Source organism: Amycolatopsis saalfeldensis, assembly GCF_900110575.1.
In the GTDB taxonomy this organism is placed as follows: domain Bacteria; phylum Actinomycetota; class Actinomycetes; order Mycobacteriales; family Pseudonocardiaceae; genus Amycolatopsis; species Amycolatopsis saalfeldensis.
In genome coordinates this window covers 309,947-334,463 of record NZ_FOEF01000001.1, presented here as the reverse complement: position 1 = coordinate 334,463, position 24,517 = coordinate 309,947, and the positions used below count along the sequence as shown (strand labels likewise).

The following is a 24,517-nucleotide window of genomic DNA, read 5'->3' as shown; positions in this document are numbered from 1 at the left end:
AACGGGGGCGCTCAGCCCTCGGTGGACGACTGGTCCGCGTCGGCGAACCGCACTTGGTTGCGGCCGCCCTCTTTGGCCGCGTAAACGGCGGCGTCCGCGGCGTGCAGCAGCTGTTCCACCGTGGTCCCGTTGGGCCCGAGCAGCGCCACCCCGATGGACGCGGTGCGCCCGCCGATCCGGGCCCGGCCGCCGCGCTTGTCGGTGCTGACGATCTGCTGCTCGGCGATCGCGACGCGGATGCGCTCGGCCGTCACCTTCGACGCCGTCTCGTCGACGTCCGGCAGCAGGATCAGGAACTCCTCGCCGCCGAACCGGCCGATGATGTCCTTGGGGCGGGTGATCTCGTCGAGGGTCTGCGCGACGGTGCGCAGCACGTCGTCGCCCGCCGGGTGGCCGTAGGTGTCGTTGATCCACTTGAAATGGTCGAGGTCGATCATCAGCAGCGCCAGCATTTCGCCGCCGCGCGCGGAGCGGGCCAGCGCGCGCTCCGCCGATTCGGACCAGCCGCGCACGTTGAAGATCCCCGTCTTCGGGTCCGTCCGCGCCTCGGACTGCAGCTGGTTGATCTCCGCCAGCCGGTTGCCAAGCACGGTGATCAGCACCAGGATCACGATCGCCGGCGGGATCTCCACGAGCAGGATGGTGGCGATCGTGCCGAGCCCGATCGTCGAGAGCTCCAGCAGGTTGTCGTCCTTGGTGCCCAGCACATTGCTCAGCGTCGGCGCCGAAGTGCCGCCCAGCGCGAGCAGCCCGCCGATGACGATCGCCTGCAGCGCGGCGTAACAGAAGCCGACGAGCATCAGGATGCCGAAGACCTGCAGCGAGTTCGCCGGGCTCAGCCGGGCCACTTCCGCCGACGCGAAGCTCTGGTAGAGCTGGTGGGCCAGCAGCGCCGAAACGGCGTGGGTCAGCGAAGTGAAGACGAACTTGTGTGGCGGCCGCCGCGAGTTGAACCACCGCTGGGTCCGGACGATGACGATCAGCAGCAGGGTCAGGTGGATCGGCAGCAGCAGCGCGCCCGGGAAGACCCAGATGCCGGACAGGTCGATGTGGACGGCGGTGACCCGGTTGCGCCGCCGCTCCTCCTGCCGCCGGGTGAGCTGGATGTGCACGGTGGCGCAGACGGCGAGGATCCCGAACCGCGCCCAGTCGACGAGTGTGGCCGCGCCTGTGGTGACGATCCCGAACGTCAGCAGCGCGACCGCGATCGCTTCCCAGGAAAGCAGGAAAATGATCATCGGGCGTGGCTTCGTCCACAGATCCCACGAAGGAACCGGATTCGCGGAAATCAGCGCGCGCAGCCTGGTGCCGACACCGTGCGACCGTTCGGTCGCGGTTTGTGCGGCACGCGCGGAAACCCGGTTCGGGTTTGGGTGATCATGGGCCGCTTCGGGTACCTCGTCACCGGAGTCCGTGGGTTCACCGCGCGCGTGTCCGTTCTCGGGCATCGGGCTCGGCCTCCTCCGGTCTCTCGGGTTGTCGGCGTGTGATGGTTCCCGCTGTGGTAGTGGTATGCCTTACCGGTATCATCGCACTCACCGACTTCCCGGCAGGGAGTCCTCCCCGAGGACTGAATTCGTGTTCCGCCCACTCGCGTGCCTCCACACCCCGGAGGCGCCTTCCCCCGATGGCTGGTGAATCCCGAATGCGAATTGCGGCACCGGTCTCTCCCGCATCCCCGCGGTGCGCCACAGGAGGTGCTTTCCCGATGTCGGACCGTGAGGCCTGAATCGTCCCCGCCCCTTTTCCGTCCGAATTGCAGTCACGAGGAGGTGCCGGACGATGTCGGACCGTGAAGCCTGAGCTGGACCTGACCGTGCTTGTTCCGTGACATGGTGAGCGGAGGTGGATTCCGTGCGTGACCGCGAGGCGTGAAAACAGTTCGGTCCGGCTTCGATGCCCGGACGTCTTTCGCCGGGCCGGCGGCAGTGATCCGGCCATGATTCAGAGCCCGGAGTCGGCGGCGACCGCGTGCCGGACCCGGGTCCAGGAGAACGCCGTGGGAATCGCCAGTACGACGCCGGCCACCCCGGCGAGTGCGATGGCCGTGACGGCCGAGCCGGTCGCCTGCGCGACCACCCCGCCGATCGCGACGCCGACGCCTTGCGCGACGCGCAGCCCCGTGCGGTACAGCCCGCCGGCGCCGCCGCGCAGCTCGTTCGGCACCCAGGTGGAGAACGTCGCGGTCACCGTGATGATGTACGCCCCCATGGCGCCCGCCAGTGCCAGCAGCACGAGCGCGACCGGCAGGTTCGGCCGCAGCAGGAACAGCGCGAGCAGGGCCAGCGACAGGGTGGCCAGCACGCCGAGCAGCCGTTGCCGCGTCGGCGCCGAGGCGAATTTGGACAGCAGGTAGGCCCCCACCACGAAGCCGAGCGGGTCGGCGGCGAGCAGCCAGCCGACGGCCGCGGACGGCTCGCCCAGCTGGCGGGCCAGCGGCGCGGCCAGCCCCTCCGGCACCACCGAAAGCCCGACCAGCCAGGACAGCGCGATCAGCACCCGCAGCCGCCGCTGGCCGAACACCCACCGCGTCGCCCCGAACCAGGTCGTCTGCTCCCCGCCCGCCGCGGGCCGGTCGTGCACCCAGATCCGGACGATGACCGCGGCGACCGCGAAGCTCACCGCGTCGATCGCCAGCGCCCACGAGGAGCCGACCGCCGTCACCAGCAGCCCGCCGCCCGCCAGCCCGAGCAGCTGCACCGTGTTGGTCGTGATCCCGCGCAGGTCCTGGCTGCGCAGGTACAGCTCGTCGTCTTCGAACACTTCACGGGTGATCGCGTTCTGCGCCGCGTTCGCCGGCGAAGCGGCCAACTGCACCACGACGAGCAGCCCGCACAGCACGCCGAGCGGCATCCCCGGGATGCTCATCAAGCCCACGAGCACCGCCTGCACCGCCGCGCTCGAGGCCAGCACCACTCGTCGCGGGTAGCGGTCGGCCAGGAAGGACAGCCCGAGCCCGCCCGCCAGCGCGGGCAGGAAGGTGAGGGCGTAGACCACCGCGGCCCAGAGCGCCGAGCCGGTGCGGTTGTAGACGAGGATGGACAGCGCCACCTTCGCCAGCTGGTCGCCCGCGCTCGAGATGGCCTCGGCCGCCCACAGAACGCGGTACTCGACGTTCCGCAGCGGCGCGGTCAGCGGTGCACTGGCGTGGGTCGTCACGGGGTGGCCATTCCCCCCTCCCCGGTCGGGCGAACGTAGTCTTCCCGCATTCTGCCGGTGCCGTGACAGCGCCGGTCAGCGCGTCACAGGTTCGGTAACCGGGACGACAGCCAGTATGCCGCCGATTACCCGGAGGTGGACCGGGAACGGGGATGTCGGCGGCGGTTGAGCCGATCGGGCTACGCCGGGTGGACCGCGGCTCCCGGTGGCGCTGACCCGTCGGGAGGTACCGGCGGACTGATCGACGATCACTCGCTCGGCGCAGGTCAGGCACCGTTCGCCGCCGCTGCCCTGTCCGTTGCGCCGAATGGACCAAGACTGGTGGGGAGCCCGGCGGCGCGGCCCCTCGCCCGCCGGTGCATGCAGTGGGGAGAGGTTTATGGACGGGCTGATGCAGGACAAGGCGGTGGTCGTGACCGGCGCCGGCCGGGGGCTCGGCGAAGCGTTCGCCGTGCACGTGGCGCGCGCGGGCGGCGCCGTGGTGGTCAACGACGTCGACCTGGAGCTGGCCGAGCGGACGGCGGAGAACATCCGGGCGTACGGCGGCCGGGCGGTGGCCAGCGGGCACAGCGTGGCCGACCCGGCCCAGGCGCAGGCGATCGTGGACGAGTGCGTGCGGGCGTTCGGCCGGATCGACGGGCTGGTCAACAACGCGGGGCTGAACTACGAGGCACTGCCGTGGGAGGACGACGTCGACCAGGCCAGGGAGCTGGTCGAAGTCAACGTCCTCGGCGTGATGTACACCGGGCTCGCCGCCATCAAGGCCATGGTCGCGGGCGGCACCGGCGGGTCGATCGTGAACATCTCTTCCGGCGCTTCGCTGGGCCAGCGCAAGCTCGGCGTGTACGCGGCGAGCAAGGGCGCGGTCGCGTCGCTCACCTACTCCTGGGCGCTCGACCTCGAGGAGGCCGGAATCCGCGTCAACGCCGTGTGCCCGGTGGCGCACACGCGGATGGTGTGGAAGTCGGAGCGGGCGCTGCGGGCCTGCCCGCCGGACCGCACGCCGTCGAAGATCGCGCCGGTGGTGCTGTTCCTGCTCGGCGGCGGCTCGGCCGGGATCACCGGCCAGATGATCCGGTGCAACGGCCCGCAGCTGCACGTGATGGGCCAGCCGTACCTGAAGCAACCGATCCTCGAACGCCCGGTGTGGGACACCGAGACGGTGCAGAACGCGTTCGACGAGGTGTTCAGCGCGCACCTGGAGAACTACGGGCTGGAGAAGCGCGTCCCGCCGCGGCTGCGCAAGTGGACGGAAACCCCCAGCCGCATCGCCTGACCGCGGGTCCGGTCGCCAACTCCAGGGTTGGTGACCGGGCTAGACTCCCGGCGTGGCTTGGGACACCGAGGAAACCCGCCGGCGCCTGATGGCCGCCGCGATCGCCGAGTTCGGCGCGCGGGGACCGGACGCGACCATGGCGGACATCGCGAAACGCGCCGGTATCAACAAAGAACGGCTGTACAACTACTACGGCGACAAGCGGGCCCTGTTCGAGACCGTGCTGTCCGACCAGCTGCGGCAGCTCGCGGCCGCGGTCGGGCGGCCGGACGGGCGCGCGGAAGAAGTCGGCGAGTTCGCCGGCCGCACCTTCGACTACCACCAACAGCACCCGGAGCTGGTCCGCCTGCTGCTGTGGGAGGCGCTGGGCCAGGAGCCGGCGGTCGACGAGGACAACCGCACCACGCAGTACCGGAACCAGGTCGAGTGGTACACCGCCGCGCAGCGCGAAGGCGTGCTGGACGAGGAGATCGACGCCGACTACGCCATTTTCATGGCCATCGCGCTCTCGGCCTGGTGGGTCGCCGTCCCCCAGCTCGCCCGCATGCTGACCGGCGCCGACGCCGACAACCCGGCCGAGCGGGCCCGCCGCCGCGCGGCGGTGGTCCGGGCCGCGGAACGCATCGCCCTGCCCCACGATCGCCGGTCCAGCACTTCGGAAGGCAAGAACCAACCCTAGGGTTGCAGCCCGAATCCGAGGCGGTCGGCCTGCGAACCGACGCCACCGACCCCGCAGCCTGCGACACGCTGGTGGCCACCGCCGTGCCAAGGGCCCGTTCCTGTTGTCGCGCAGCGCGATCCCGGCGCTGACGGCGCCGGGCGGGAGCATCGTGTACGTCTGCTCGGCCACCGCGCAGGCCGGTGTGCCGGTGGCCGCTCAGGCACCCGCTGTCGGAGCCGGGCTGCCGGTGTACAGCCCGGCGATGTCGTCGCCGTAGCGTTCGTTGATCACGCGTCGCTTGAGCTTGAGTGTCGGCGTCAGCTCGCCGGACTCGGGCGTCCAGACGCGGGTGATCACCTGGTAGCGCTTGATCTGCTCGACGCGCGCGAGCCGGCTGTTCGCGGATTCCACGGCGCGCTCGATCTCCGCGCGCACCTTTTCGTGGGCGGCCAGCTCGTCCAGGGTGTCGGCGCCCTCGACGCCGTTCGCCGCGGCCCAGCCGGGCGCGATCTCGTCGTCGAGCACGATCAGCGCGGTGACGTACGGCTTGTCGTCGCCGATCGCGACCGCCTGGCCGATCAGCGGGTGCTCCTTCAGCAGCCCCTCGATGTGCGTCGGCGCGATGTTCTTGCCGCTCGAGGTGATGATCAGTTCCTTCTTGCGGTCGGTGATCCGCACGTAGCCGTCTTCGTCGACGGTGCCGATGTCGCCGGTGGCGAACCAGCCGTCGTCGTCGGTCGCCTTCTTGATCGAGCCGTCGGCCTGGAGGTAGCCGAGGAACACGATGGGCCCGCGGACGAGCAGTTCCCCGTCTTCGGCCACTTTCACCTCGACGCCGTCGAGCGTTCGCCCGACGGTGCCCGCGCGGAACGCGCCCGCGCCGTTCGCCGTCACCGCGCCGGTGGTCTCGGACAGTCCCCAGACCTCCAGGATTTCGACGCCCAGCCCGGCGATGAAGTACAGCACTTCCAGCGGCAGCGCGGCCGCACCGCTCGCGGGGACGAGGAGCTTGTCGAGGCCGAGCAACGCGCGGACGGGGGCGAGCACGGTTTCGTCGGTCTTCGCGATGCGCTCGGCCAGCTCGGCCGGGACCTCCTGGCCCGCGCTGCGGAGCTTGTACCCCTCCTGCAGCAAGGCGTTGGCCTCGAGCAGGGCCGCCCGCCGGTCTTCGGGGACGGCGCCGAGCATGTTCTTCAGCCCCGCCACCATTTTCTCCCAGACCCGCGGCACGCCGAAGAAGCTCTGCGGGCGCACCTGGCCGAGCGCCGTGACGACGGCCGACGGGTCGGCGAGGGTGTGCACGTGGCCCACCCACAGGATCGGCATGTACACCGACAGCTCGCGTTCGGCGATGTGCGCGAGCGGCAGGTACGCGATGTTGGTGACGTGCATGGGGGAGCCGTGCAGCGCCTGCACCGCGTAGCCCTCGTGGATGGCGTTGCGGTGCGAGAGCACCACGCCCTTCGGGTCGCCGGTGGTGCCGGAGGTGTAGATCATCGCCAGCGGGTCGTCCGGCCGGATCGACTGCCACGAGCTTTCGAAGACGTCCGGGTCGGCGGCGATCGCGGCGCGGCCCGTTTCGCGCACTTCGGCGAACGAGGTGAACCGCTGGTCGCCGGCCGGGATCGATCCGGCGTCCAGCACCACGACGTGGCGCAGCGCCGGCAGGTCGTCGAGCACCGGCAGCCAGCGCGCCAGCTCGCCCGCACCCGCGAGCACGACCACCGGGGCGGCGCTGTGCCTTGCCACGTAACGGATCTGGTCCGGGCTGAGCGTGGCGTACGCGGTGCACGGGATGGCGCCGAGGTGCACGGCGGCGAGGTCGGCGACGAGGTGGTCCGGGCTGCCGGGCGCCATGATCAGCATCCGGTCGCGCGAGCCGAGCCCGAGTCCGGCCAGGCCGCGCGACACCTCGGCGATCGCGGTGCGGAATTCGCTCCAGGTCAGCGTCGGGTGGCCTTCGAGGTCGAGTGAGGTGACCGCGGGGTGGTCGCCGTACTCGGTGGCGTTGCGCAGCAGCAGGCCGGGGATCGTCTGGCCTTCGGCCTGCTCGGCGACGGACTTGGGCATGGTCAACGCTGACCCTCCTCCAACGGTGGCTGATCACGTCACTGTAGGGGCTCCCCGACGGTGTGGATAGAGAATCGAGGCCACCTTCGGCACCGGCGTGGACCTGGCCGCCGACCGGCCGAAACGGTCATTTGCCCACCGGGTGGACGCGGCCCGCCTGCTTGAATGGAGACCCGCCGCCCGGACCTCGAGGAGTGCCCATGACGAACCCGGCCCGCGAGCTGCTCGACGCGATCCAAGCGGAGCTGGCGCCTCGCGACGACGACAACCGCCTCGTGCCGCTGGTGGCCGCGGGCCAAGCGGCCCGGGCGGTGTTCGCCGCGATCGCCGCCGAGGAGAAGTGGATCGTGCGCAGCGATTGGCGCAGCTTCCACGAGCTGGCGGCGCGCGCGGACGAGCCGCGGGCGCGGGAGTTCTTCGGCGGGCTCGCGCCGGGGGAGCAACTCGCGCTGGGCAAGCTCGACGCGCTCGTGTCGGCCGCGGGCGCGGACCCCGGCACCGAGTTGCCGCGCGTGGGCTGCCAGGCGTACCCGGCGTACTTCGCGTGGCTGGCGCTGAACGGTGAATCGGCCGAAGTCGCTGTCGCCATCTTCGCGAACTTCGCCGCGTGGGGCCGGTATTGCGGCGCCATCGCCGCGGGCATGCGCGAGCACTACGGCTTCGACGACGACGCGTGCGCGTTCTTCGACTTCTTCGCCGCCGACGCGCCGGGGCTCGAGGACCAGGCTCTCGCGGCGATCCAGGCGGGCCTCGACGCCGGCCGGCTCGACGCGGGCCGCGCCCGGACGTACGCCCGGCTGTTCCAGGGCTACGAGCTGATGTTCTGGAACACCCTCGCGGAGGAGTTTTCCGCGTGACGGCCGGAATTCGCGATAATGGCCGGACCGGGCCGCGGAATTGATCCTCGTATCGCCCCTTCGGGTGAGCGACGGGGGTGTTTTCCCGGTCCCGCCGGTTATGATCGCCACCTGGTTCCCGCTGGTCGTGGCCCTGCCGGGGTGAGATCCCCGGCCCGCGGGGAAACGGAAATCGTGGTGCGGGAAAACCGGTTGGAGGGGACGGAGATGGCCGAAACACGCAGTCGAGAGGTGCCGATCTCCTATCTCGCCACGCTTCTGGCCGGCGTGGCCCTCGGATTCCTGCTCGCCGAATTCGGCCGGGTCCTCGTGCGCTACCCGGTGGAGGCGGTGCTCGTCACGGTGCTCGCCTGCTCGATCGCCGTGCTCGCCTGGGCGTGCCGGGAGATGCTGCGCGACCTCTTCAAGCGCGGCGGCAAGCGCGAGCCCGGGCCCGGCCACGGCGAGCCCGGGCCGTCCGGCTACCCACGGCTGTCGCTGCCCCACCAGAACGACCGGAACCACCGGCATCCGAACGGCGTTCGGCGCTGAAAAGTGGTAATCCGGCCGCGCGAAGCGTCGATTCCGTGGCGGGTGTCGGCAATTTCACCCTTTTCTCTCGGCGTGGCCGGTGATGGTCTCCGGTAAGCCGATCATCACCGAACGCCCGGGCAGTCCGTGACGGATCTCACCGAACCGTTTCAGTGCCGGCGTACGTACACTTCTGACGCTCGAAGGTGCGCCGCAGGTCACTCCGGCACCCGCCGCCCCGCCCGGCCGCCGTGCGATTGGCGTCAGTTCTGCCGTGGTCGATTTCCGAAGCCTCGCACGGGGTTGTGAGTCGATCACACAGTGGCCCCCGTGCTGGGCACCCGGACTTGACGTGCCTCTCGGGGCCTCATACCGTCGTCGCGGACGATGCGGGCCACGGTGGTTGATCCGGCTGGTCGGAACCGGGTGAGAAAGCCCCGGGGCGACCCGAACCGCAGGTACTGCCGGAAGGAATACGGGCCACGGTGAAGCAGAATTCTGTTCGACGCAACCGCGGGTCGTCGATTCGATCACGCGTGCTCTCGATCGCGCTGATTCCGAGCGTCGCTCTACTGCTCGTCGGGATCGCGCTGGCGGGTTACCTCATCACCGACGCGGTGAAGGCGCGTGACTACGCGAACAAGATCCGCGCCTCCGAAAACCCGGGCATCTCGTTCATCGTCGCGGCGGAGCAGGAGCGCCAGCTCACCATGAGCGTCCTCGCCGGACAGGGCTCGGCCCGCCCGACACTGCTGGCCACGCGGCCGAAGACCGACGCCGCGGCCGGCCAGATCAGCGCGCTGCTGCAAGGCAGCTTCGCCGACGACAGCACGGTGCCGGCGAGCGTGAAGCAGAACATCGCCACGTTCGCCGCGCTGTACGGGAAGATCCACGAACTCCGCCAGCAGGTCGACGCGGGCCAGGTCCCGCTGCTGCAGGCGTTCACCTTCTACAACCAGATCATCGACCAGTTCACCCAGGGCGTCGCCGGCCTGGCCCAGGCCGCCCGCGGCGCGCAGAACGCGTTCGCGCGGCTGTCCGCCATCCCGATCTTCAACGCCGCCGAACAGATGCAGCGCAGCGACGCGCTGTCCGCGGCGGGACTCGCGGCCGGCGGCCTCCGCGGTGACGAGCTGCAGGGGTACATCGGCGAGGTCGGCGCGTACCACGCCCAGCTCGAACAGTCCGTGCCGCAGATGATCCCCGAGGTGCGCGCGAGTTACGACAAGCTCGTCGCGAGCCCCGAGTGGAAGACCGTCAACCAGGTCGAGGCGGCGTTCCTGGCCGGCGGGGCGAACCAGCAGCTGCCCGTTCCGCAGGAGCAGTGGCGCACCGCCGCCCACCAGGTGGCCACCACGATGATGACGCTTTTCGTCACGCAGAGCGCGAACGCCACCAACGCGGCCATCAGCGATGCCGACAGCACGCTGGTGAACTCGATCATCGCGGGCGCCGTCGCGATGCTCATCGCGATCGCGGTGGTGCTCGTCGCCCTGCGGTTGTCGAGGCGCTTCATCGCGCGGCTCGCCCGGCTGCGGGAGGACACCCTCGACGCGGCCGAGGTGCGGCTGCCCGAGCTGGTGGAGCAGGTCCGCGCCGGACGTCCGGTGGACCTCGAAGCGGGCGGCCACTTCCTCGACCACGGCACCGACGAGATCGGCGAGGTCGCCGAGGCCTTCAACAAGGCGCAGTCGGCCGCCATCGCGGCCGCCGTCGAAGAGGCGAAGACCCGCGAGGGCACCAAGGCGGTGTTCCTCAACATCGCCCACCGCAGCCAGGTCATCGTGCACCGGCAGCTGAAGGTGCTCGACCAGGCCGAGCGCAAGCAGGAGGACCCGGACCAGCTGGACACGCTGTTCCAGCTCGACCACCTCTCCACCCGCGCCCGCCGCAACGCCGAGAACCTGATCATCCTCGGCGGCGGCCAGCCGGGACGGCAGTGGCGGCACCCGGTCGGGCTCGCCGAGCTGGCCCGCGGCGCCGCGGCCGAGACCGAGGACTTCGCGCGGGTGAAGACGGCCACGCTGCCGTCGATCGCCGTGCGCGGCCCGGTCGTCGGCGACCTCGTGCACCTGCTCGCGGAGCTGATCGACAACGCGACTTCGTTCTCCCCGCCCGAATCGCGGGTGGAGCTGCGCGGCAACGTGGTCGGCCGGGGCGTGGTCATCGAGGTCGAGGACCAGGGCCTCGGCCTGGAGCCCGAGCAGGCCGACGAGCTCAACGAGATGCTCGCCGACCCGCCCGACTTCGGCATCATGGCGCTGTCCGACGAGCCCCGCCTCGGCCTGTTCGTGGTCGCGCGGCTGGCGTCGCGGCACGGGATTTCCGTGCACCTGCGCGAATCCGCGTACGGCGGCACCCGGGCGATCGTGCTGGTGCGGACCGACCTGCTCGCCCCGATCAGCGAGGTGACACCGGATCCCGAGCCCGGGGACGCCGCCGACACGCCGATCCCGGACCAGCCGGTGGCCGTCGCGGACGTCACGCGGATCGGGCGGCGCTCGCGGCACCGGGCCATGCCGCCGGGGCCGGTCGCCGTCCCGCCGCGGTCCGCCGTCCCGTCGGCGTCGGTCGCGGTTCCGCCGCGTTCTGTGGACCCGTCGGCGTCGGTCGCGGTTCCGCCGCCTTCCGCGGTCCCGCCTGGGTCGGTCGGTGTCCCTTCGCCCGTCGCCGCCGGGCGGCCGGAACAGCAGCCGCCCGCCCGGCCGCCGCGCCCGCCGCAGCCCGCGTGGCCGGCGCGCGAGCCGCAGCCCGCGCCGGAGAACGGCAGGCCGCAGCAGCCGCGCCGGCCCGAGGCGCCCGGGCGGCCGCCGCTGCCGCAACGCCGTCGTCAGCAGAACCTCGTCCCGCAGCTGCGGGCGGACCGGCCCGAACCAGAGCGGGAGGAAACCCGTGAGGACTCGGCGGAGATCGTCCGCGACCGGCTGGCGGCGTTCCAGCAGGGCACCCGGCGCGCCGGCGCGACGGACGCGGAATCCGGCAACTTCGACACCAGGTACGGAGATCGCGAGTAATGGCCAACAACGGCGTCAATGAGCTCGACTGGCTGCTCGACGACCTCGTCAAGCGGGTCGCCGGTGCCGACCGGGCCGTGGTCCTGTCCTCGGACGGCCTGCTGATCGGCCGGTCCGGCACACTGTCCGAAGAGGACGCTGAGCACCTTTCGGCGGTGGCCTCGGCGTTCCAGAGCCTGGCCCGCGGCACCGGGCGGCACTTCGGCGGCGGCAACGTCCGCCAGACCATGGTGGAGATGGACCACGCGTTCCTCTTCGTCACCGCCGCCGGCCGCGGCGCCTGCCTCGCCCTGCTGGCGAGCGAGGACGCCGACATGGGCCTCGTCGCGTACGAGATGAACCTGATGGTCAAGCGGGTGGGCGCGGTCCTCACCGCCGCGCCGAGGGCCGGGGTGGTCCAGCGGACTTCGCCATGAGCGCCCGGCACGAGTCCTGGTACGACGACGAGGCTGGCCCGCTGGTCCGGTCCTACGCGGTGACGGGCGGGCGCACGCGGTCCGGCACGCTCGCACTGGATCTGATCACCCTGGTCGTCGCGCTGCGCACGGCGCGGGAGTCCGGGGTCGGCGAGCCGGAGTACGCGCGGATTCTGAGTCTGTGCCAGAAGCCCACTTCCGTCGCGGAAGTGGCCGCTCGCGTCGACCTGCCGCTGCCGGTGGTGAAGGTGCTGCTGAGCGACCTGATCGAGCAGAACCTGGTGCTGTTCCGTACCGCGGCGCCGGTGAGCGAAGCCCCCAGTCACCACGTACTCCAGGCGGTTCTTGATGGCATCCGAAAGCTCTGAGCCCCGGCGGACCCTGACCGCGACCGCGGTCAAGGTCCTGGTCGCCGGCGGCTTCGGGGTCGGCAAGACGACGATGGTCGGCTCGGTCAGCGAGGTGGCGCCGCTGCGCACCGAAGAGGTGATCACCACCGCTTCGGAGGGTGTCGACGACCTCGCCGGCGTCGAGCAGAAGACCACGACCACCGTCGCGCTCGACTTCGGCCGGATCACCATCAACCCCGAGCTGATCCTGTACCTGTTCGGCACCCCGGGCCAGGACCGGTTCTGGTTCATGTGGGACGAGCTGGCCGAGGGCGCGCTCGGCGCCGTGGTCCTCGCCGACACGCGGCGTCTCGAGTCGTGCTTCGCGGCTGTGGACTTCTTCGAGCGCCGCGGCCTGCCGTTTGTCGTTGGTGTCAACTGCTTCGACGGCGCGTACCGCTACGGCACCGAAGAGGTGCGCGCGGCGCTCGACCTCAGCCAGGAAGTCCCGCTGCTGCTGTGCGACGCGCGTGAGCGGGACTCCACCAAGCAGGTGCTGACGATCCTCATGGAACACGTGATGGACCGCAACGACCTCGCTGCGGCCCACCCCGGTCACTGAGCCCTGCGCTTGCGCCCCAGCGCGAACGACCCCGGCCCGACCACCGCGATCAGCAGGAAGATCCACGAGTACAGCGCGGCGGGCTCGCCCATGTTGTGCAACGGCAGCAGACCGGCCGGCGCGTGCACGGTGAAGTAGGCGTACGCCATCGTGCCGGACAGCAGCACCGCCGCGGGCCGCGCCGCGAACCCGGCCAGCACGAACAACGCGCCGACGACCTCGATCACCCCGGCCCACCACCCCGGCCACTGCCCGAACGGCACGGCCATCCCGGCGCCGTCGATCCCGCCCAGCAGCCCGAAGCCCTGCAGCCCGTGACAGAGGAACAGGAACGAAACCACGACCCGGAAAGCAGCCAGCACCCCAGGGCGACCCTGCTCCCGCACGGCGGCGGTGAGTTTGCCGCGGACGGTGGAGGTGGTGGTGCGGTTGTCGCGGATGTGCTCGCTGGTGGCGGTTTCGCCGTGGGCGTGCTGGTTGGTGGTCCGGTCGTCGCGGGTGCGCTGGTTGGTGGTCCGGTTGTCGTGGCCGGTGGCGGTTTCGCCGTGGGCGTGCCGGCTGGTGGTGCTGACGTGGGGACCGGTGGCGGTTGCGTTGCCGGGCTGGGTGCGGGCCGCGGTGGTCCGGGCGTGGTCGGCGTGACCGGTGGTGGTCTGGGTCCGGCTGGTGGTGGTGCGGGGCTCGTCGGCCTGGGTGGTCTGGCCGGTGGTGGTCTGCGCGGTGGTGCTGGTCATGACCGGGTCCTTCCGTAGGGGCGTTCTCCGTGCTTTCACCGAGGCGTCGAACGGCCCGGCCGCGGATCGACACGGGCCCGGAAACTTTTTTCGCACCGTCTTCCGTCGCGGTCGGCGCGGCCCGGCAGACTGGGCCGATGGTTGCCAAACGCAGCGCCGGGCTGCTGCTCTTCCGCCGTCAGGACACCGAGGTCGAGGTGCTGCTCGGGCACATGGGCGGCCCGTTCTGGGCGAAGAAGGACGCGGCCTCGTGGTCGCTGCCGAAGGGCGAGCTGGAACCGGACGAAGAGCCGGAGGCCGCGGCGCGCCGCGAGTTCACCGAGGAGCTGGGCCTGCCGGCGCCGGACGGTGAGTACCGGCCACTCGGCGAGATCAAGCAGTCGGGCGGGAAGGTCGTCACGGCCTGGGCCGTCGAGGGTGACCTGGACCCGGCGGCGGTGGTGCCCGGGACGTTCGAGCTGGAGTGGCCGCCGCGATCCGGGCGCCGGCAGGAGTTTCCCGAACTGGACCGGGTCGAGTGGTTCGGGCTGGCGGCGGCCCGGGAGAAGCTCCTGAAGGGCCAGCTGCCGCTGCTGGACCGGCTCGTCGAGCTGCTTTAGCCGGCCCGGCGCCCGAGCACCGTGAGCAGGCCGTCCAGCGGCCGGTCGGCGAACGACGACAGGATCAGGTCGGCGTGCCCGAAGTCCAGGGCCGCGGTGATCGGGTTCGGCACCGCGACGGTGGTGATCCCGGCGGCCTTCGCGGCGCTGACACCGTGCGGCGAATCCTCGAACGCGACGGCTTCGTCGGCCGTGACGCCGAGCGTCGCCAGCGCCGCGAGGTAGGTGTCCGGGCGCGGTTTCGCCGCATGGCGGTCGCCGGTCTCCACGGACGTGAAGCGGGCGGCGAGGCCCAGCCGGTCGAGCTGGCCGTGCACCCAGGTGCCCGACGAGCTGGACGCCACGCCGAGCCGCAGCCCGCGGGCGGCCGCCGCGTCGAGGTAGTCGAGCACGCCCTCTCGTGGTCCGCCGGTTTCCAGCAGTTCCAGTACCCGCGCGCGCATCCCGGGGCGCAGGGTCTCCGGGTCCGGCACGTGTTCGCCCAGCAGCGCCAGCATCGTCGACGCTGTGTTCTGCGTGCCGATGACGGTGTGCCAGACGTCCAGCGGCAGCTCCGCGCCGTGCTTGCGGAACGTCTCCTGCCAGGACTGGAGCACCGCCGCTTCGGTGTCGGCCAGCGTGCCGTCGAAGTCGAAGATCAAAGCTCGCGTGACCACTCCGGCAGCCTGCCGCACGGCGTCTCGGGGCGGCAAGGCGGGCGGGTCAGGCGGAGCGGCGCAGAGTGAGCAGCGTGATCTCGTTCGGGGCGAACACGCGGAACGGCGGGCCCCAGAAGCCGGAGCCGCGGCTGTTGTAGAGCTGGGTGCGGTCGCCGTGGCGGGTCAGGCCGGAGAGGGTGGGCTGGTCGAGGCGGACCAGGAGGTGGAACGGCCAGATCTGGCCACCGTGCGTGTGTCCCGAGATCTGCAGGTCGACGCCGGCCTCGCTGGCCTGCGTCACCTGCTTCGGCTGGTGGGCCAGCAGCACGACGGGCAGGTCCGGGTCCACACCGTCGAGGGCTGCGGGCAGGTCGGGGCCGTGGCCGGGGAGGCCGGACGTCGCGCCGGTCGGGTCGTCGATGCCCGCGAACAGGACTCCGTCGCCGTCTCGCTCGATGACGGTGCTGCGGTTGTGCAACGCGTCCCAGCCGAGGGTGGTCATGTGGTCGAGCCAGGCCTGGGCCTCGCCGAAGTACTCGTGGTTCCCGGTGATGTAGAACCGGCCGAGCCGGGCCTGGACGCCGCCGAGCGGGTCGACCTGCTTGCGGCGCTTGGCCACCGAACCGTCCGCGAGGTCGCCCGCGTGGCAGACGACGTCGGCCTGCAGCCGGTTCAGCTCGGCCACCAGCCGCTCGGACCACTTCGTGCGGTCGATCGGCCCGTAGTGGGTGTCGGTGATCACCGCGACGCGCAGTCCGTCGACGCCGGCGCCGAGCCGCGGGATCACGACGTCGACCTCCTTCACCGGCGGCACGCGCATCGCGATCCGATTGCCCGTCACGAGAAGGACGGCTGAAACCACGAGCACGGCGCCCGCGACGATCCGCGGGCGAGCGGGATCGTCCACACCGGACAGCGCGAGCACCAGCCGCAGCACGTGGCCGAGCACGCTCCAGGTGAACAGCACCCAGATCGAGCCGAGCAGCACGTCGCCGGCGCGGGCGGCCGCGTCGCTCTGCGCCGGGCCGTGGCCGCGGAACATCAGGAGCGGGAATCCGACCATCACCGCCGCGAACACCACCGTGCCGACGACCGTGCCCGCCACCGGCCAGCCCGGCAGCAACACGAACACCGACCACGGCTCGCCGAACAACAGAAGCAGGGCGATCACCAGCATCGCGGCCAGGCGAACTCGACGCATCACAGTGGCCATCCCTCGTCATCCGGTCCTGGACAACCCAGCGTAGCCGGAATCGCCGACTAACGGCCCGATGGGCTGTTAGCTCTCGGCTCACACGTGTTTGGCCGGCTGTGCGTTACCGGACGTTCGGGCGTCGCACGGGTTTGCGGGTCTCGGAGTAGGCACAGCTGTTTTGCCCGGCTTGGTGAAGTGAGTCCGGTGCCGCTGGGCGATCCGCACGAGATCGCGGCCGGCGCGTCGTTCGCCCACGGCCCGGCCCCGGTCGTCTGATGGCGACGCGGACGGACCTCGGCGGCGCGGAGTGTGCGCTCTCTGGACGATGTGGGGCAATGGTGGGGCATGCTCATCCTTCGTGACGCATTCGATGGTTTCACGCGGTTCGACGAGTTCGAGCGGAACCTCGGAATCGCGCCGAACCTGCTGACCCGCCGCCTGCGCAAACTCGTCGAGGCGGGGCTGCTGGAACGCCGCCGATACCAGGACCGCCCGCCTTTGCACGAGTACGTCCTCGCCCCCCGGCGGCCGCGAGTTCCTCCCGGTGCCGATCACCCTGGCAACCTTCGGCGACCACCACGCACCGGCCGATTCGCGAACCATCCAGCTGATGGACCGAACCTCGGGCGAGCCGGTGGAGGCCGTGCTCGTCGACCGCCGCTCGGGGAGTCGGGCTTGGTTTTTCCCGTGGGTCCGGGCGCTGGTGAAGGGATGCGGGAGTGTTACTCGCTGTCCTCAAAGGACTGATCGAGCGGCTGCCGGGAAGCGTTGGAGTGAGTGGGATGGCGGCGGCTGGGGTGGTTGGGTGGAGCCAACCGCCGTGGCAGTGGTGACTGGGGCGGTTGCGGTTGGAGTGGCTGGGACGACTGGGTGGAGGCAACCTCGGTGGCTGGGTGGGTGCGGTTGGTGTGGCTGGGCAAGCTGGGGTGGTTGGGTGGAGGCAGGTGTGGCTGGACTGGTTGGGGTGGCTGGGATGGCTGGCAGGAAGCAGCCGGAGCGGGCGTGGTCGCTGGGCTGGTTGGAGTTCGTCGGCCGGAGGAATCCGGAGCGGCTGTGGTGGCTGGAGCAAAGGTGCAGCCGGGCTGGTTGGGGTCGAGCAATTGGAGTGGTCAGGGAGGCCGGGCGGAACCTGCTGGCTTGGTGCGGACTGTCAGAGCGGTTAGGGCCGCATGGCGAATTCGTTGGGGTGGAGGGGATACCAGTGTGGGTCGGTGAGGGTTGTGGGGGTGGCGGGGTTGTCGGTGTGGGTCGGTGAGGGTTGTGGGGGTGGCGGGGTTGTCGGTGTGGGTCGGTGAGGGTTGTGGGGGTGGCGGGGTTGTCGGCGTGGGTCGGTGAGGGTTGTGGGGGTGGCGGGGATGCCAGCGCGGATCGGCGAGGGTCGTGGGGGTGGCGGGGATGCCGGTGCGGCTCGGTGGGGGTCGTTGGGGTGTACGGGATGGTGGAGATGCTTGGCGGTGGCGGTGGCGGTGGCGGTGGCGGCTGGGGTCGCTGGGATTCGAGCAGCTCGTTGGCGGCCGCTGGCGTGGCCGGGACGTCCGGGCGGCTAGGCGGAAGCCGCCGGGGTGGCTGGGAGGGGTGGGGCAGGGGGGAAAGCCGAGGTGGCCGGGATAGTCGGGGTGGGGTCGGAGGTCGGGGCGAGCCAGCGCCATTCGGGGGTGCCGGGGTTCATCACGTCGGTGGCCAGGCGGGCCTGGTGTGGGGTCAGGTAGCCGGCGAGGGCGGCTATTTCCGCGGCCACGCCGATGTCGATTTCGCCCGACTGCAAGGCATTCTCGGTTTCCGGCAGGTCGTTGGCGAGTGCTGTGGCGAGGGCGGTCATGGCGGCGACTTCCGTGGCGGACAGGGCGAGGCGGCGGGTGACTTCGGTGGTTTGGCGGGGTGCTCTCATGGCCACAACGATATCGAACACCTGATCGAGTGCACAGTCGCTTGATGGGGTGAACTCCGCGGTGGCGTCCATTGTGGAATGGACGAACCAGGGCAACGCGAGCCTCACCCGCGTCCGGCGCGCCACTCCTCCACGGTTTCCTCGACGTCCAGCGGCACAACGGTCAGGGGCGGCCCGGACTGTGGGCGGCGGTGGGCGTCGCGGATGCGGGCGTTGAGGTCTTCGACGATCTCGCGCACCCGCCGTTCCGCGCGCACCTTCGCCAGCTTCGCCGGCAGGTCCTGGATCTCCCGCGGCAAGGCGAGTGACGGCGGCAGCAGGTCGATCGCGCTGAGGTCCTCTTCCTTCAGGCGCCGCTGGACCCACTCGGTGGCGCTGTCGCGGCCGGTGGGCTTCGGCAGGGGTTTCCCGGCGCCGGGCAAGTTGTCGAAGTCGCCGCGTTCCTGCGCGGTGGCGATCTGCCGGTCCACCCAGGACCCGAAGGACGCGCCGATCGGCTTGCGCTTGGTCACGAGAGCCACCTCCACTCCCCACTCACGGTAGCCGGGTGAGGTCCGCGGCGGATGGGTCGAAGGTCCCGGATCGGCCGGTAGGATCGCCGGTGACCACTGGCGCCGGGGCAGGGGAGCGGGCTGCGCGATGACCGTCGAACGCGAGCGGACCGGCAAGGGTACGGCCGAGGCGGGGCCGGGGAAGTCCTGCGCCGGGGAGCCCACCGTCGACGACCAGATCGACCGCACCCTCCGCCTGCTCTGGCGGGACCGCGAGGCCCGGGCGGGCGAGCCGGCGCGGGGGCGGCGCCCCACGCTCACCGTCGCCCGCATCGTCGCCGCGGCCATCGCGGTCGCCGACGCCGACGGCCTGGCCGCCACCTCGATGCACCGCGTGGCCAAGGAACTGGGCGCGGGCACGATGACCCTCTACACCTACGTGCCCGGCAAAACCGAGCTGGTGGACCTGATGGTGGACGACGCACTGGTCGAGCGCCGCCTGCCCAAGCCCGGCGAGCCCCGGGCCGGCGACTGGCGCGCGCAGGTGAAGCTCTACTCCGACCGCACGCGAGAGGTCCATCGGCGACACCCGTGGCTGCGCGAGATGTCCCGCGTCCGGCCCGCGCTGGGGCCGGGGCAGCTCGCCGGGCAGGAATACCTGCTGTCCATCGTGGACGGTCTCGGCCTGGCCCCGCGCCTGGCCGTCGCCGCGGCCAACAGCATCGCCACCCACGTGGACGCGAACGCCGCGCTCGAGGCCGAGAGCGCCCACCTGGAACGTAGCACCGGGCAGTCGAACGACGCGTGGTGGGATCAGCGCTCGTCGTTCTGGGGCAAGTATTTCGACATCGAGGCGCACCCGGCGATGAACCGCACCTGGCTCGGCGGCGGATTCGACCAGAGCGTGGGCGAACAGGCGGCCGAGGCGTACGAATTCGGCCTCGACCGCCTGCTCGACGGCATCGAGCAGTAGGTCAAATGATCCATTGTGGATGGTTCAGCCGGTGAGCTGCGACCGGGCCGCTGAGCGGAAGGCCGTGACCAGACGGCCGCGCTCACCAGCACGAACAGCGACCGTCACCCGGCACGGCGGGATCCCTTCGACCGTCACGGCCGTGAGATCGCCCCTCGCGACGTTCCCGCCCGCGGCGGGCGCGAGGGCCAGCGCCCGGCCGCCGGCCACGGCTTCGAGTTTGTCCTGAGTGGTCTCGACGAGCGGGCCGTCGGGGGCCGGGCTGCCGTCCGGGCGCGGGTCGATCCGCCAGAAGGCGTCGTAGGCGGCGTCGGCATAACGGACGAGGGGTTCCCCGGCCAGGTCGTCGAGGGTGATCGATTCCTTGCCGGCCAGGCGATGATCCGCCGGCACCAGCAGGACCCGCGGTTCCTCGTACAGGACCGTCACGCTGAGCCCGCCGGCCGGGAACGGCTCCCGCGAGAGGACCGCGTCCACCCGATGTTCCAGCAACGCCGGGCGCACCTCGGTCCAGTCCAGGTGCCGGGTGCGCACTTCGGCGTCGGGATGGCGGGCGCGTAGCTCACGCACCGGTGCGGTGACGAGAAGCCCGCCCACGTACCCGATCGTGACGGCGTTGGGTATGGCGGCGGCGCGCGCCTTCGTCGCGGCCAGCTCCGCGGAGCGCAGAAGCGCCGTCGCCTCGGGCAGGAAGGCGTGCCCCGCTTCGGTGAGACGGCTGCCTTGCGCCGTGCGGTCCAGCAGCCGGACGCCCAGCCGTTGTTCGAGCCGCTGGACCTGCCGGCTCAACGAGGGCTGCGCGATGCGCAACGCATCCGCGGCGCGGTGGAAGTTGCCGTGCTCGGCCACGACAATACTGTGCCGTTCTTTACTAATCCGACTACAGCCCGTGTCCGCCTACTTCCGGTCAGATTAGTAAAGTACCGCACCAGGCGAAGATCGAGGTCGGCGCTGGGCACTCCCACATCCTACTCGTGATGCCCGTTCGGTATCGCCTGGTGAGGAACGGTTCTTGGACACCGCGGCCCCCGGTTCCCAACGTCGTGAGCACAGCCGTTTCACCGCGGTCGAGGGAATCCCACCGTGCGCATTTTCGTCGCAGGAGCAACCGGATACGTCGGCTCGGCCGTCGTCCGCGAACTGCTCGGATCAGGTCACGACGTGCTCGGGCTCGCCCGTACCGACGCCGCCGCCGACGCGTTGGCCAAGGCCGGCGCCGAAGTGCATCGCGGAGACCTCGATGAACCCGCCAGCCTGCGAGCCGGGGCCGCGAAGGCCGACGGCGTGGTATTCGCCGCGAACAAGCACATTTCCGAGACCACCGATTCGGCCGCTCGCGCGCGGACCGAGCTGAACGCGGTCGACCTCCACTGATCCCAGCGCTCGAACGGCCCCGCGGCTCCCCGTTGAGCACGCTGTGCTCGCCATGGCCGAGCGTGGGATCCGTTTCGTCTTCGGTACGGCTGGCGGCGACCGTCCACGGCCGAGGGGACACGCGCGGATTCATCTCGGCCCTGATCGCCACTGCCCGCGAGAAGGGTGTGTCCGCCTTCGTCGGCGACGGAACGAACCGGTGGCCGGCCGTGCACCGGCTCGACGCCGCGGTCCTGTACCGCCTGGTCGTGGAATCCGCACCGGCCGGCGCGCCGCTGCACACGGTCGCGGAGGAAGGGGTGCCGTTCCGCGACATCGCCGACGCCATCGGCCGCCGGCTGAGGCTGCCGGTCGTCAGTCTGACGGCCGCGGAGGCGAGTGAGCACTTCGTCGGCTTTCTCGCCCCGCTGGTCTCGCTCGGCAGCCCGGCTTCCAGCGCGCTGACCCGCGAACGCCTCGGCTGGGCGCCGGCCCATCCCACGCTGATCGCCGACATCGAGGACGGCCACTACTTCGAAGGCTGACCCTCGGGCAGGCGGATCCCGTGCAGGGCCCGGTATTCCGCGCGCCGGGGCGGGGTCCAGCCGTCGAGCAGCTCGGCGGCGGGGCGGTAGACCTCGATGCCGATCGGATGGCAGACGTCGATCGGGTCGCGGGCATCGGGGCCCCACAACGGGATCGAGAGGTCGCCGCCGGGGCAGGTGGACAGCGCGCAGAGCAGGTCCTGCTCGGCGAAGAACTCCAGGTGGTCGCCGGGCCGGGCGGGGCAGGCGGCCATGAAGTACCGGTCTTCGGCGGTCAGGCCCGTGCACTGGAAGACATTCAGCACGTCGTGCACGTCGAACTCGGTCAGCCCGTACGGGAGGACGGCGCGCACCAGGTTGGAGTGGCAGTGGAAGTCGAAGTCCTCACCGGTGAGCATCCGGTTGACGTACGGGTCGCAGCGCGTGCCGAGCAGGTCGTGCACGCGGCCGCCGTCGGCGTCGGTGCCGTAGCCCGCCAGCGTGTCCGCGGTGATGGTCAGCAACGGGCGCAGGAACGGCAGCGTCGACCAGAGCCGGTCGAACGTGCTGACGTGCGCGCGCTGCAGCTGCCGGGTGCGCGAGGCCCACAGCCGTTCCCGCGGGTCGTGGCGGTTCCACACGTTGAGGTCCCCGACCTGCGGGCCCTCGACGGTGACGATCCGGCACAGGTGACCCTGCGGCACGGTCCACGCCCGCCCGGAGCGGATCGGGATCTCGAACGCCTCGACCAGCTCGTGCCCGGCGTGGCCGCTGGCGAGCCGGCTGTAGAACTCACGGTCCACGTCGAGGGCGCCGCCCGCGGTCGCCTGGTAGGCGGGTTCCACCATGGCCGATCTCCTTCCGGAGGTTCACACCGTGAACGTGACGCCGGTCAGCTTCTCCGAAAGCTCCCACAGCCGGGCGGCTTTCGCAGGATCGCGGTCGGCGGCGATGGCCCGCTGCCGCACCGGACGGCCCACGCTCCCGAGCCTCGGGCCGTAGTACTCGCCGCCGACGGCCGACGGGTCGGTTGCCGCGCGAACGGCGGGCCAGGCGCCGTGGTGCTCGCCCTGCGTGATCGGTGACAGGCGCGCGAGCCGCGAAGGCGTGCTGACGCCTTCGCGCCAGGGGCTCCCGCCGTCGAGGCAGAGCCCGGGATGGGTGAGGACACAGTGGACGTCCACATCGGACGCTCGCAGCCGTCGGTCCAGCTCGAGGCCGAAGGACGTCACGGCGTGCTTGGACAGCCCGTACGCGCGGAACTCCGAGTACTTCCGCTCGCTCTGCAGGTCGTCGAGATCGAACTTCACCAGCAGGGAGATGAGGCTGCCCGTCGGGACGACGCGGCTGCCGGGCGTCGCCCTCAGCACCGGCATGGCCAGCGCGGTCAGCGCGAAGTGGCCGAGGTGGTTCGTGCCCAGCGCCAGTTCCAGGCCCTGCTCGGTGGTCTGGCGGGTGCGGCCGGGCGAGGTCGTGCCCGCGTTTTCGATCAGCGCGTCGACCCGTCCCAGCCGGACCAGCGCCTCGGCCGCCGAGGCCACCGACTCGAGGTCCGCCAGGTCCAGCGGGATGGTGCACAGCTCCGCCGCGGCGCCGACGTGCCCGCGGATGGCGTCCACGGCGGTGCGCAGGCGCCCGGGATCGCGGCCGAGGATGACCACGTGCGCGCCGGCCGCGGCGAGCTGCTCGGAGACGAAGTAGCCGATGCCGGAGTTGCCCCCGGTCACCGCGTAGGTCCGGCCGGACAGGTCGGGCGGCGACCCGGGGTTCCAGGACACGATCCCTCCAGCACTTCGGGGACTCGGACTGCCCGAACTATAGGGAGGCCGCCGCCCGGCCGGCACAGTGCATTAGCCGGCCAGCGCCGCCGCGATCGAGTCGGCGATCGGCGTCGTCGGCCGTCCGATCAGCCGCGACAGGTCGCCCGGGGTGCCCGCGAGGAGGCCGCGGCCGATGGCGGCGTCCACATCGGTCAGGATCCCGGCGTAGGCGTCCGGCAGCCCGGCGGAGAACAGGATCTTCTTGTTCTCCTCCGCGCTCACGGAGTTGTGCGCCACCGGCTGCCCGCTCTGCCGGGCGACCTCGGCGGCGAACTCCCCGAACGTCCACGCCGTGTCGCCGCTCAGCTCGTACACGGCGTTGAGGTGCCCTTCGGTGCGCAGCACGACCGCCGTCGCCGCCGCGTAGTCCGCGCGGCTCGCCGTGGCGATGCGTCCTTCCGGCGGAACGGCGTTGGTGACGGCGCCGCGCGCGATCGTGTCCGCGAGGCCGGCGGTGTAGATGTCGGTGTACCAGTTGTTGCGCAGGAACGTATACGGCAGACCGGAAGCGAGCACCAGGTCCTCGGTCGCGCGGTGCTCGTCGGCGAGTGCGAAGTCCGCCTTCGGGCCGCCGAACGCGCCGGTGTACACGAACTGGGCGACGCCCGCGGCCTTCGCGGCGTCGATCACGGCGCCGTGCTGCGGGACGCGCTTGCCGACCTCCGAGCCGGAGATCAGCAGCACGCGGTCGCCCGGTGCGAACGCGCCTTCGAGCGTTTCCGGCCGGTCGTAGTCGCCGACGTGCACGTGGACGCCCAGGTCGGCGGCCTTCTCCTCGCTGCGGGCGATGGCGGTGACGTCGTCCGGGGCGACGCCCGCCACCAGCAGGTCCGCGACGACGAGCCGGCCGAGCTGGCCGGTGGCTCCGGTGATGACGATGCTCATGCTGATGGTCCTCAGGTCGAGTGGACGGTGTTCACTCACCCTAGGAGGGTTACTAACCCAAATATAGTACCCACTTTGGGGTAAGGTACTGGCATTCCCGTAATGAGGAGGAGCAGGCATGACCGAGGCGATCGACCTGGCCCCCGACGTCAAGCGCGCGGACTGCCCCTCGCGCGGGGTGCTCGAACACGTGACCAGCCGTTGGGGTGTGCTGGTGCTCATCGCGCTGCTGGAGCGCTCGTACCGGTTCAGCGAGCTGCGGCGCGAGGTCGGCGGCGTGAGCGAGAAGATGCTGGCCCAGACCCTGCAGACGCTGGAGCGCGACGGTTTCGTGGACCGCGACGCCAAGCCCGTGATCCCGCCGCGCGTCGACTATTCGCTCACCTCGCTCGGGTGTGAGGCGGCCGAGCAGGTGGGCGTGCTGGCGTGCTGGACCGAGCGTCGGACCCCGCGGGTCCTGGCGGCGCGCGAGGACTACGACCAGGCGCGCCGCGACTCCTGAT

General features: G+C 71.2%; 26 protein-coding genes. 14 read left to right on the top strand and 12 right to left on the bottom strand.

Annotation, left to right across the window (positions count from 1 at the left end; all coding sequences use genetic code 11):
• Window positions 1-11: 11 nt before the first annotated feature.
• Both BMY97_RS01450 and BMY97_RS01445 read right to left on the bottom strand, forming a co-directional pair.
• Window positions 12-1,238 (bottom strand): GGDEF domain-containing protein, encoded by a 1,227-nt coding sequence (locus BMY97_RS01450; protein ID WP_091612792.1) that lies wholly within the window; start codon window positions 1,236-1,238, stop codon window positions 12-14.
• A gap of 706 nt (window positions 1,239-1,944) precedes the next feature.
• Window positions 1,945-3,159, bottom strand: a complete 1,215-nt coding sequence (locus BMY97_RS01445; protein ID WP_245787091.1) for an MFS transporter — start codon at window positions 3,157-3,159, stop codon at window positions 1,945-1,947.
• 379 nt (window positions 3,160-3,538) lie between these two features.
• Between BMY97_RS01445 and BMY97_RS01440 the strand changes: the two genes are divergently transcribed.
• Window positions 3,539-4,435 carry an SDR family NAD(P)-dependent oxidoreductase gene (locus BMY97_RS01440; protein WP_091611288.1) on the top strand — a complete coding sequence of 299 codons (897 nt, stop codon included), beginning with the start codon at window positions 3,539-3,541 and terminating at the stop codon, window positions 4,433-4,435.
• Window positions 4,436-4,487: 52 nt separating this feature from the next.
• Window positions 4,488-5,114 (top strand): TetR/AcrR family transcriptional regulator, encoded by a 627-nt coding sequence (locus tag BMY97_RS01435; RefSeq protein WP_091611285.1) that lies wholly within the window; start codon window positions 4,488-4,490, stop codon window positions 5,112-5,114.
• Window positions 5,115-5,312: 198 nt separating this feature from the next.
• Here BMY97_RS01435 and BMY97_RS01430 read toward each other — a convergent pair whose 3' ends face one another.
• Window positions 5,313-7,166 (bottom strand): AMP-dependent synthetase/ligase, encoded by a 1,854-nt coding sequence (locus BMY97_RS01430; RefSeq protein ID WP_425425224.1) that lies wholly within the window; start codon window positions 7,164-7,166, stop codon window positions 5,313-5,315.
• Window positions 7,167-7,366: 200 nt separating this feature from the next.
• Here BMY97_RS01430 and BMY97_RS01425 point away from each other — a divergent pair, with 200 nt between their 5' ends.
• The 6 genes from BMY97_RS01425 to BMY97_RS01400 all read left to right on the top strand — a co-directional run bounded on the left by BMY97_RS01425 (window position 7,367) and on the right by BMY97_RS01400 (window position 12,914).
• Window positions 7,367-8,023: a transcriptional regulator gene (locus tag BMY97_RS01425; RefSeq protein WP_091611280.1), complete on the top strand. Its 657-nt coding sequence runs from the start codon at window positions 7,367-7,369 to the stop codon at window positions 8,021-8,023.
• Between the two features lie 207 nt (window positions 8,024-8,230).
• Window positions 8,231-8,554: a hypothetical protein gene (locus BMY97_RS01420; RefSeq protein WP_143086097.1), complete on the top strand. Its 324-nt coding sequence runs from the start codon at window positions 8,231-8,233 to the stop codon at window positions 8,552-8,554.
• A gap of 515 nt (window positions 8,555-9,069) precedes the next feature.
• Window positions 9,070-11,547, top strand: a complete 2,478-nt coding sequence (locus BMY97_RS01415) for a sensor histidine kinase (RefSeq protein ID WP_091611275.1) — start codon at window positions 9,070-9,072, stop codon at window positions 11,545-11,547.
• Entirely contained in the window at window positions 11,547-11,963 is a 417-nt protein-coding gene (locus BMY97_RS01410) for a roadblock/LC7 domain-containing protein (RefSeq protein WP_091611274.1), read from the top strand. The genes BMY97_RS01415 and BMY97_RS01410 overlap by 1 nt, the downstream gene beginning before the upstream one ends.
• The gene (locus BMY97_RS01405) at window positions 11,960-12,331 is read left to right on the top strand and encodes a DUF742 domain-containing protein (RefSeq protein WP_091611271.1); all 372 of its coding nucleotides are present in this window, start codon (window positions 11,960-11,962) and stop codon (window positions 12,329-12,331) included. Before BMY97_RS01410 ends, BMY97_RS01405 begins: the two co-directional genes overlap by 4 nt.
• Window positions 12,312-12,914, top strand: coding sequence for a GTP-binding protein (locus BMY97_RS01400; protein ID WP_091611269.1), 603 nt, complete (start codon window positions 12,312-12,314; stop codon window positions 12,912-12,914). The genes BMY97_RS01405 and BMY97_RS01400 overlap by 20 nt, the downstream gene beginning before the upstream one ends.
• On the opposite strand, the gene BMY97_RS48100 is transcribed toward BMY97_RS01400, so the two are convergent.
• Entirely contained in the window at window positions 12,908-13,300 is a 393-nt protein-coding gene (locus BMY97_RS48100; RefSeq protein WP_245787141.1) for a DoxX family protein, read from the bottom strand. The genes BMY97_RS01400 and BMY97_RS48100 overlap by 7 nt on opposite strands.
• A gap of 485 nt (window positions 13,301-13,785) precedes the next feature.
• On the opposite strand from BMY97_RS48100, the gene BMY97_RS01390 reads away from it, so the two are divergent.
• Window positions 13,786-14,247, top strand: a complete 462-nt coding sequence (locus BMY97_RS01390; protein ID WP_091611266.1) for an NUDIX hydrolase — start codon at window positions 13,786-13,788, stop codon at window positions 14,245-14,247.
• Here BMY97_RS01390 and BMY97_RS01385 read toward each other — a convergent pair.
• Window positions 14,244-14,903 (bottom strand): HAD family hydrolase, encoded by a 660-nt coding sequence (locus tag BMY97_RS01385; RefSeq protein WP_091611263.1) that lies wholly within the window; start codon window positions 14,901-14,903, stop codon window positions 14,244-14,246. The two genes, BMY97_RS01390 and BMY97_RS01385, sit on opposite strands and share 4 nt — an antisense overlap.
• A 46-nt stretch (window positions 14,904-14,949) precedes the next feature.
• Window positions 14,950-16,086 (bottom strand): metallophosphoesterase, encoded by a 1,137-nt coding sequence (locus BMY97_RS01380; RefSeq protein ID WP_177231124.1) that lies wholly within the window; start codon window positions 16,084-16,086, stop codon window positions 14,950-14,952.
• A gap of 303 nt (window positions 16,087-16,389) precedes the next feature.
• On the opposite strand from BMY97_RS01380, the gene BMY97_RS49460 reads away from it, so the two are divergent.
• A complete protein-coding gene (locus BMY97_RS49460) occupies window positions 16,390-16,827 on the top strand; it encodes a winged helix-turn-helix transcriptional regulator (protein ID WP_425425210.1) in 438 nt (145 codons plus the stop codon).
• A 796-nt stretch (window positions 16,828-17,623) separates the two neighbouring features.
• On the opposite strand, the gene BMY97_RS01370 is transcribed toward BMY97_RS49460, so the two are convergent.
• Window positions 17,624-18,040 (bottom strand): hypothetical protein, encoded by a 417-nt coding sequence (locus BMY97_RS01370; protein WP_143086096.1) that lies wholly within the window; start codon window positions 18,038-18,040, stop codon window positions 17,624-17,626.
• A gap of 32 nt (window positions 18,041-18,072) precedes the next feature.
• Entirely contained in the window at window positions 18,073-18,480 is a 408-nt protein-coding gene (locus tag BMY97_RS01365) for a DnaJ family domain-containing protein (RefSeq protein ID WP_091612784.1), read from the bottom strand.
• 127 nt (window positions 18,481-18,607) lie between these two features.
• On the opposite strand from BMY97_RS01365, the gene BMY97_RS01360 reads away from it, so the two are divergent.
• Window positions 18,608-19,432 (top strand): TetR/AcrR family transcriptional regulator, encoded by an 825-nt coding sequence (locus BMY97_RS01360; RefSeq protein ID WP_091611254.1) that lies wholly within the window; start codon window positions 18,608-18,610, stop codon window positions 19,430-19,432.
• Between the two features lie 24 nt (window positions 19,433-19,456).
• On the opposite strand, the gene BMY97_RS01355 is transcribed toward BMY97_RS01360, so the two are convergent.
• Window positions 19,457-20,281, bottom strand: coding sequence for a LysR family transcriptional regulator (locus tag BMY97_RS01355; RefSeq protein WP_245787090.1), 825 nt, complete (start codon window positions 20,279-20,281; stop codon window positions 19,457-19,459).
• Between the two features lie 234 nt (window positions 20,282-20,515).
• On the opposite strand from BMY97_RS01355, the gene BMY97_RS49310 reads away from it, so the two are divergent.
• Both BMY97_RS49310 and BMY97_RS49305 read left to right on the top strand, forming a co-directional pair.
• Window positions 20,516-20,806 (top strand): NmrA family NAD(P)-binding protein, encoded by a 291-nt coding sequence (locus BMY97_RS49310; RefSeq protein WP_342743990.1) that lies wholly within the window; start codon window positions 20,516-20,518, stop codon window positions 20,804-20,806.
• Window positions 20,807-20,868: 62 nt separating this feature from the next.
• Window positions 20,869-21,330, top strand: coding sequence for a Rossmann-fold NAD(P)-binding domain-containing protein (locus tag BMY97_RS49305; RefSeq protein ID WP_342743989.1), 462 nt, complete (start codon window positions 20,869-20,871; stop codon window positions 21,328-21,330).
• On the opposite strand, the gene BMY97_RS01345 is transcribed toward BMY97_RS49305, so the two are convergent.
• The 3 genes from BMY97_RS01345 to BMY97_RS01335 all read right to left on the bottom strand — a co-directional run bounded on the left by BMY97_RS01345 (window position 21,315) and on the right by BMY97_RS01335 (window position 24,014).
• Window positions 21,315-22,157 (bottom strand): urea carboxylase-associated family protein, encoded by an 843-nt coding sequence (locus BMY97_RS01345; protein WP_091611249.1) that lies wholly within the window; start codon window positions 22,155-22,157, stop codon window positions 21,315-21,317. The genes BMY97_RS49305 and BMY97_RS01345 overlap by 16 nt on opposite strands.
• A gap of 21 nt (window positions 22,158-22,178) precedes the next feature.
• Window positions 22,179-23,087, bottom strand: coding sequence for an SDR family NAD(P)-dependent oxidoreductase (locus BMY97_RS01340; RefSeq protein ID WP_091611246.1), 909 nt, complete (start codon window positions 23,085-23,087; stop codon window positions 22,179-22,181).
• Between the two features lie 72 nt (window positions 23,088-23,159).
• On the bottom strand, window positions 23,160-24,014 hold the full coding sequence (locus tag BMY97_RS01335; protein ID WP_091611244.1) for an SDR family oxidoreductase: 855 nt from the start codon (window positions 24,012-24,014) through the stop codon (window positions 23,160-23,162).
• Window positions 24,015-24,132: 118 nt separating this feature from the next.
• Between BMY97_RS01335 and BMY97_RS01330 the strand changes: the two genes are divergently transcribed.
• Window positions 24,133-24,516 carry a winged helix-turn-helix transcriptional regulator gene (locus tag BMY97_RS01330; protein ID WP_091611241.1) on the top strand — a complete coding sequence of 128 codons (384 nt, stop codon included), beginning with the start codon at window positions 24,133-24,135 and terminating at the stop codon, window positions 24,514-24,516.
• Window position 24,517: the final 1 nt, after the last annotated feature.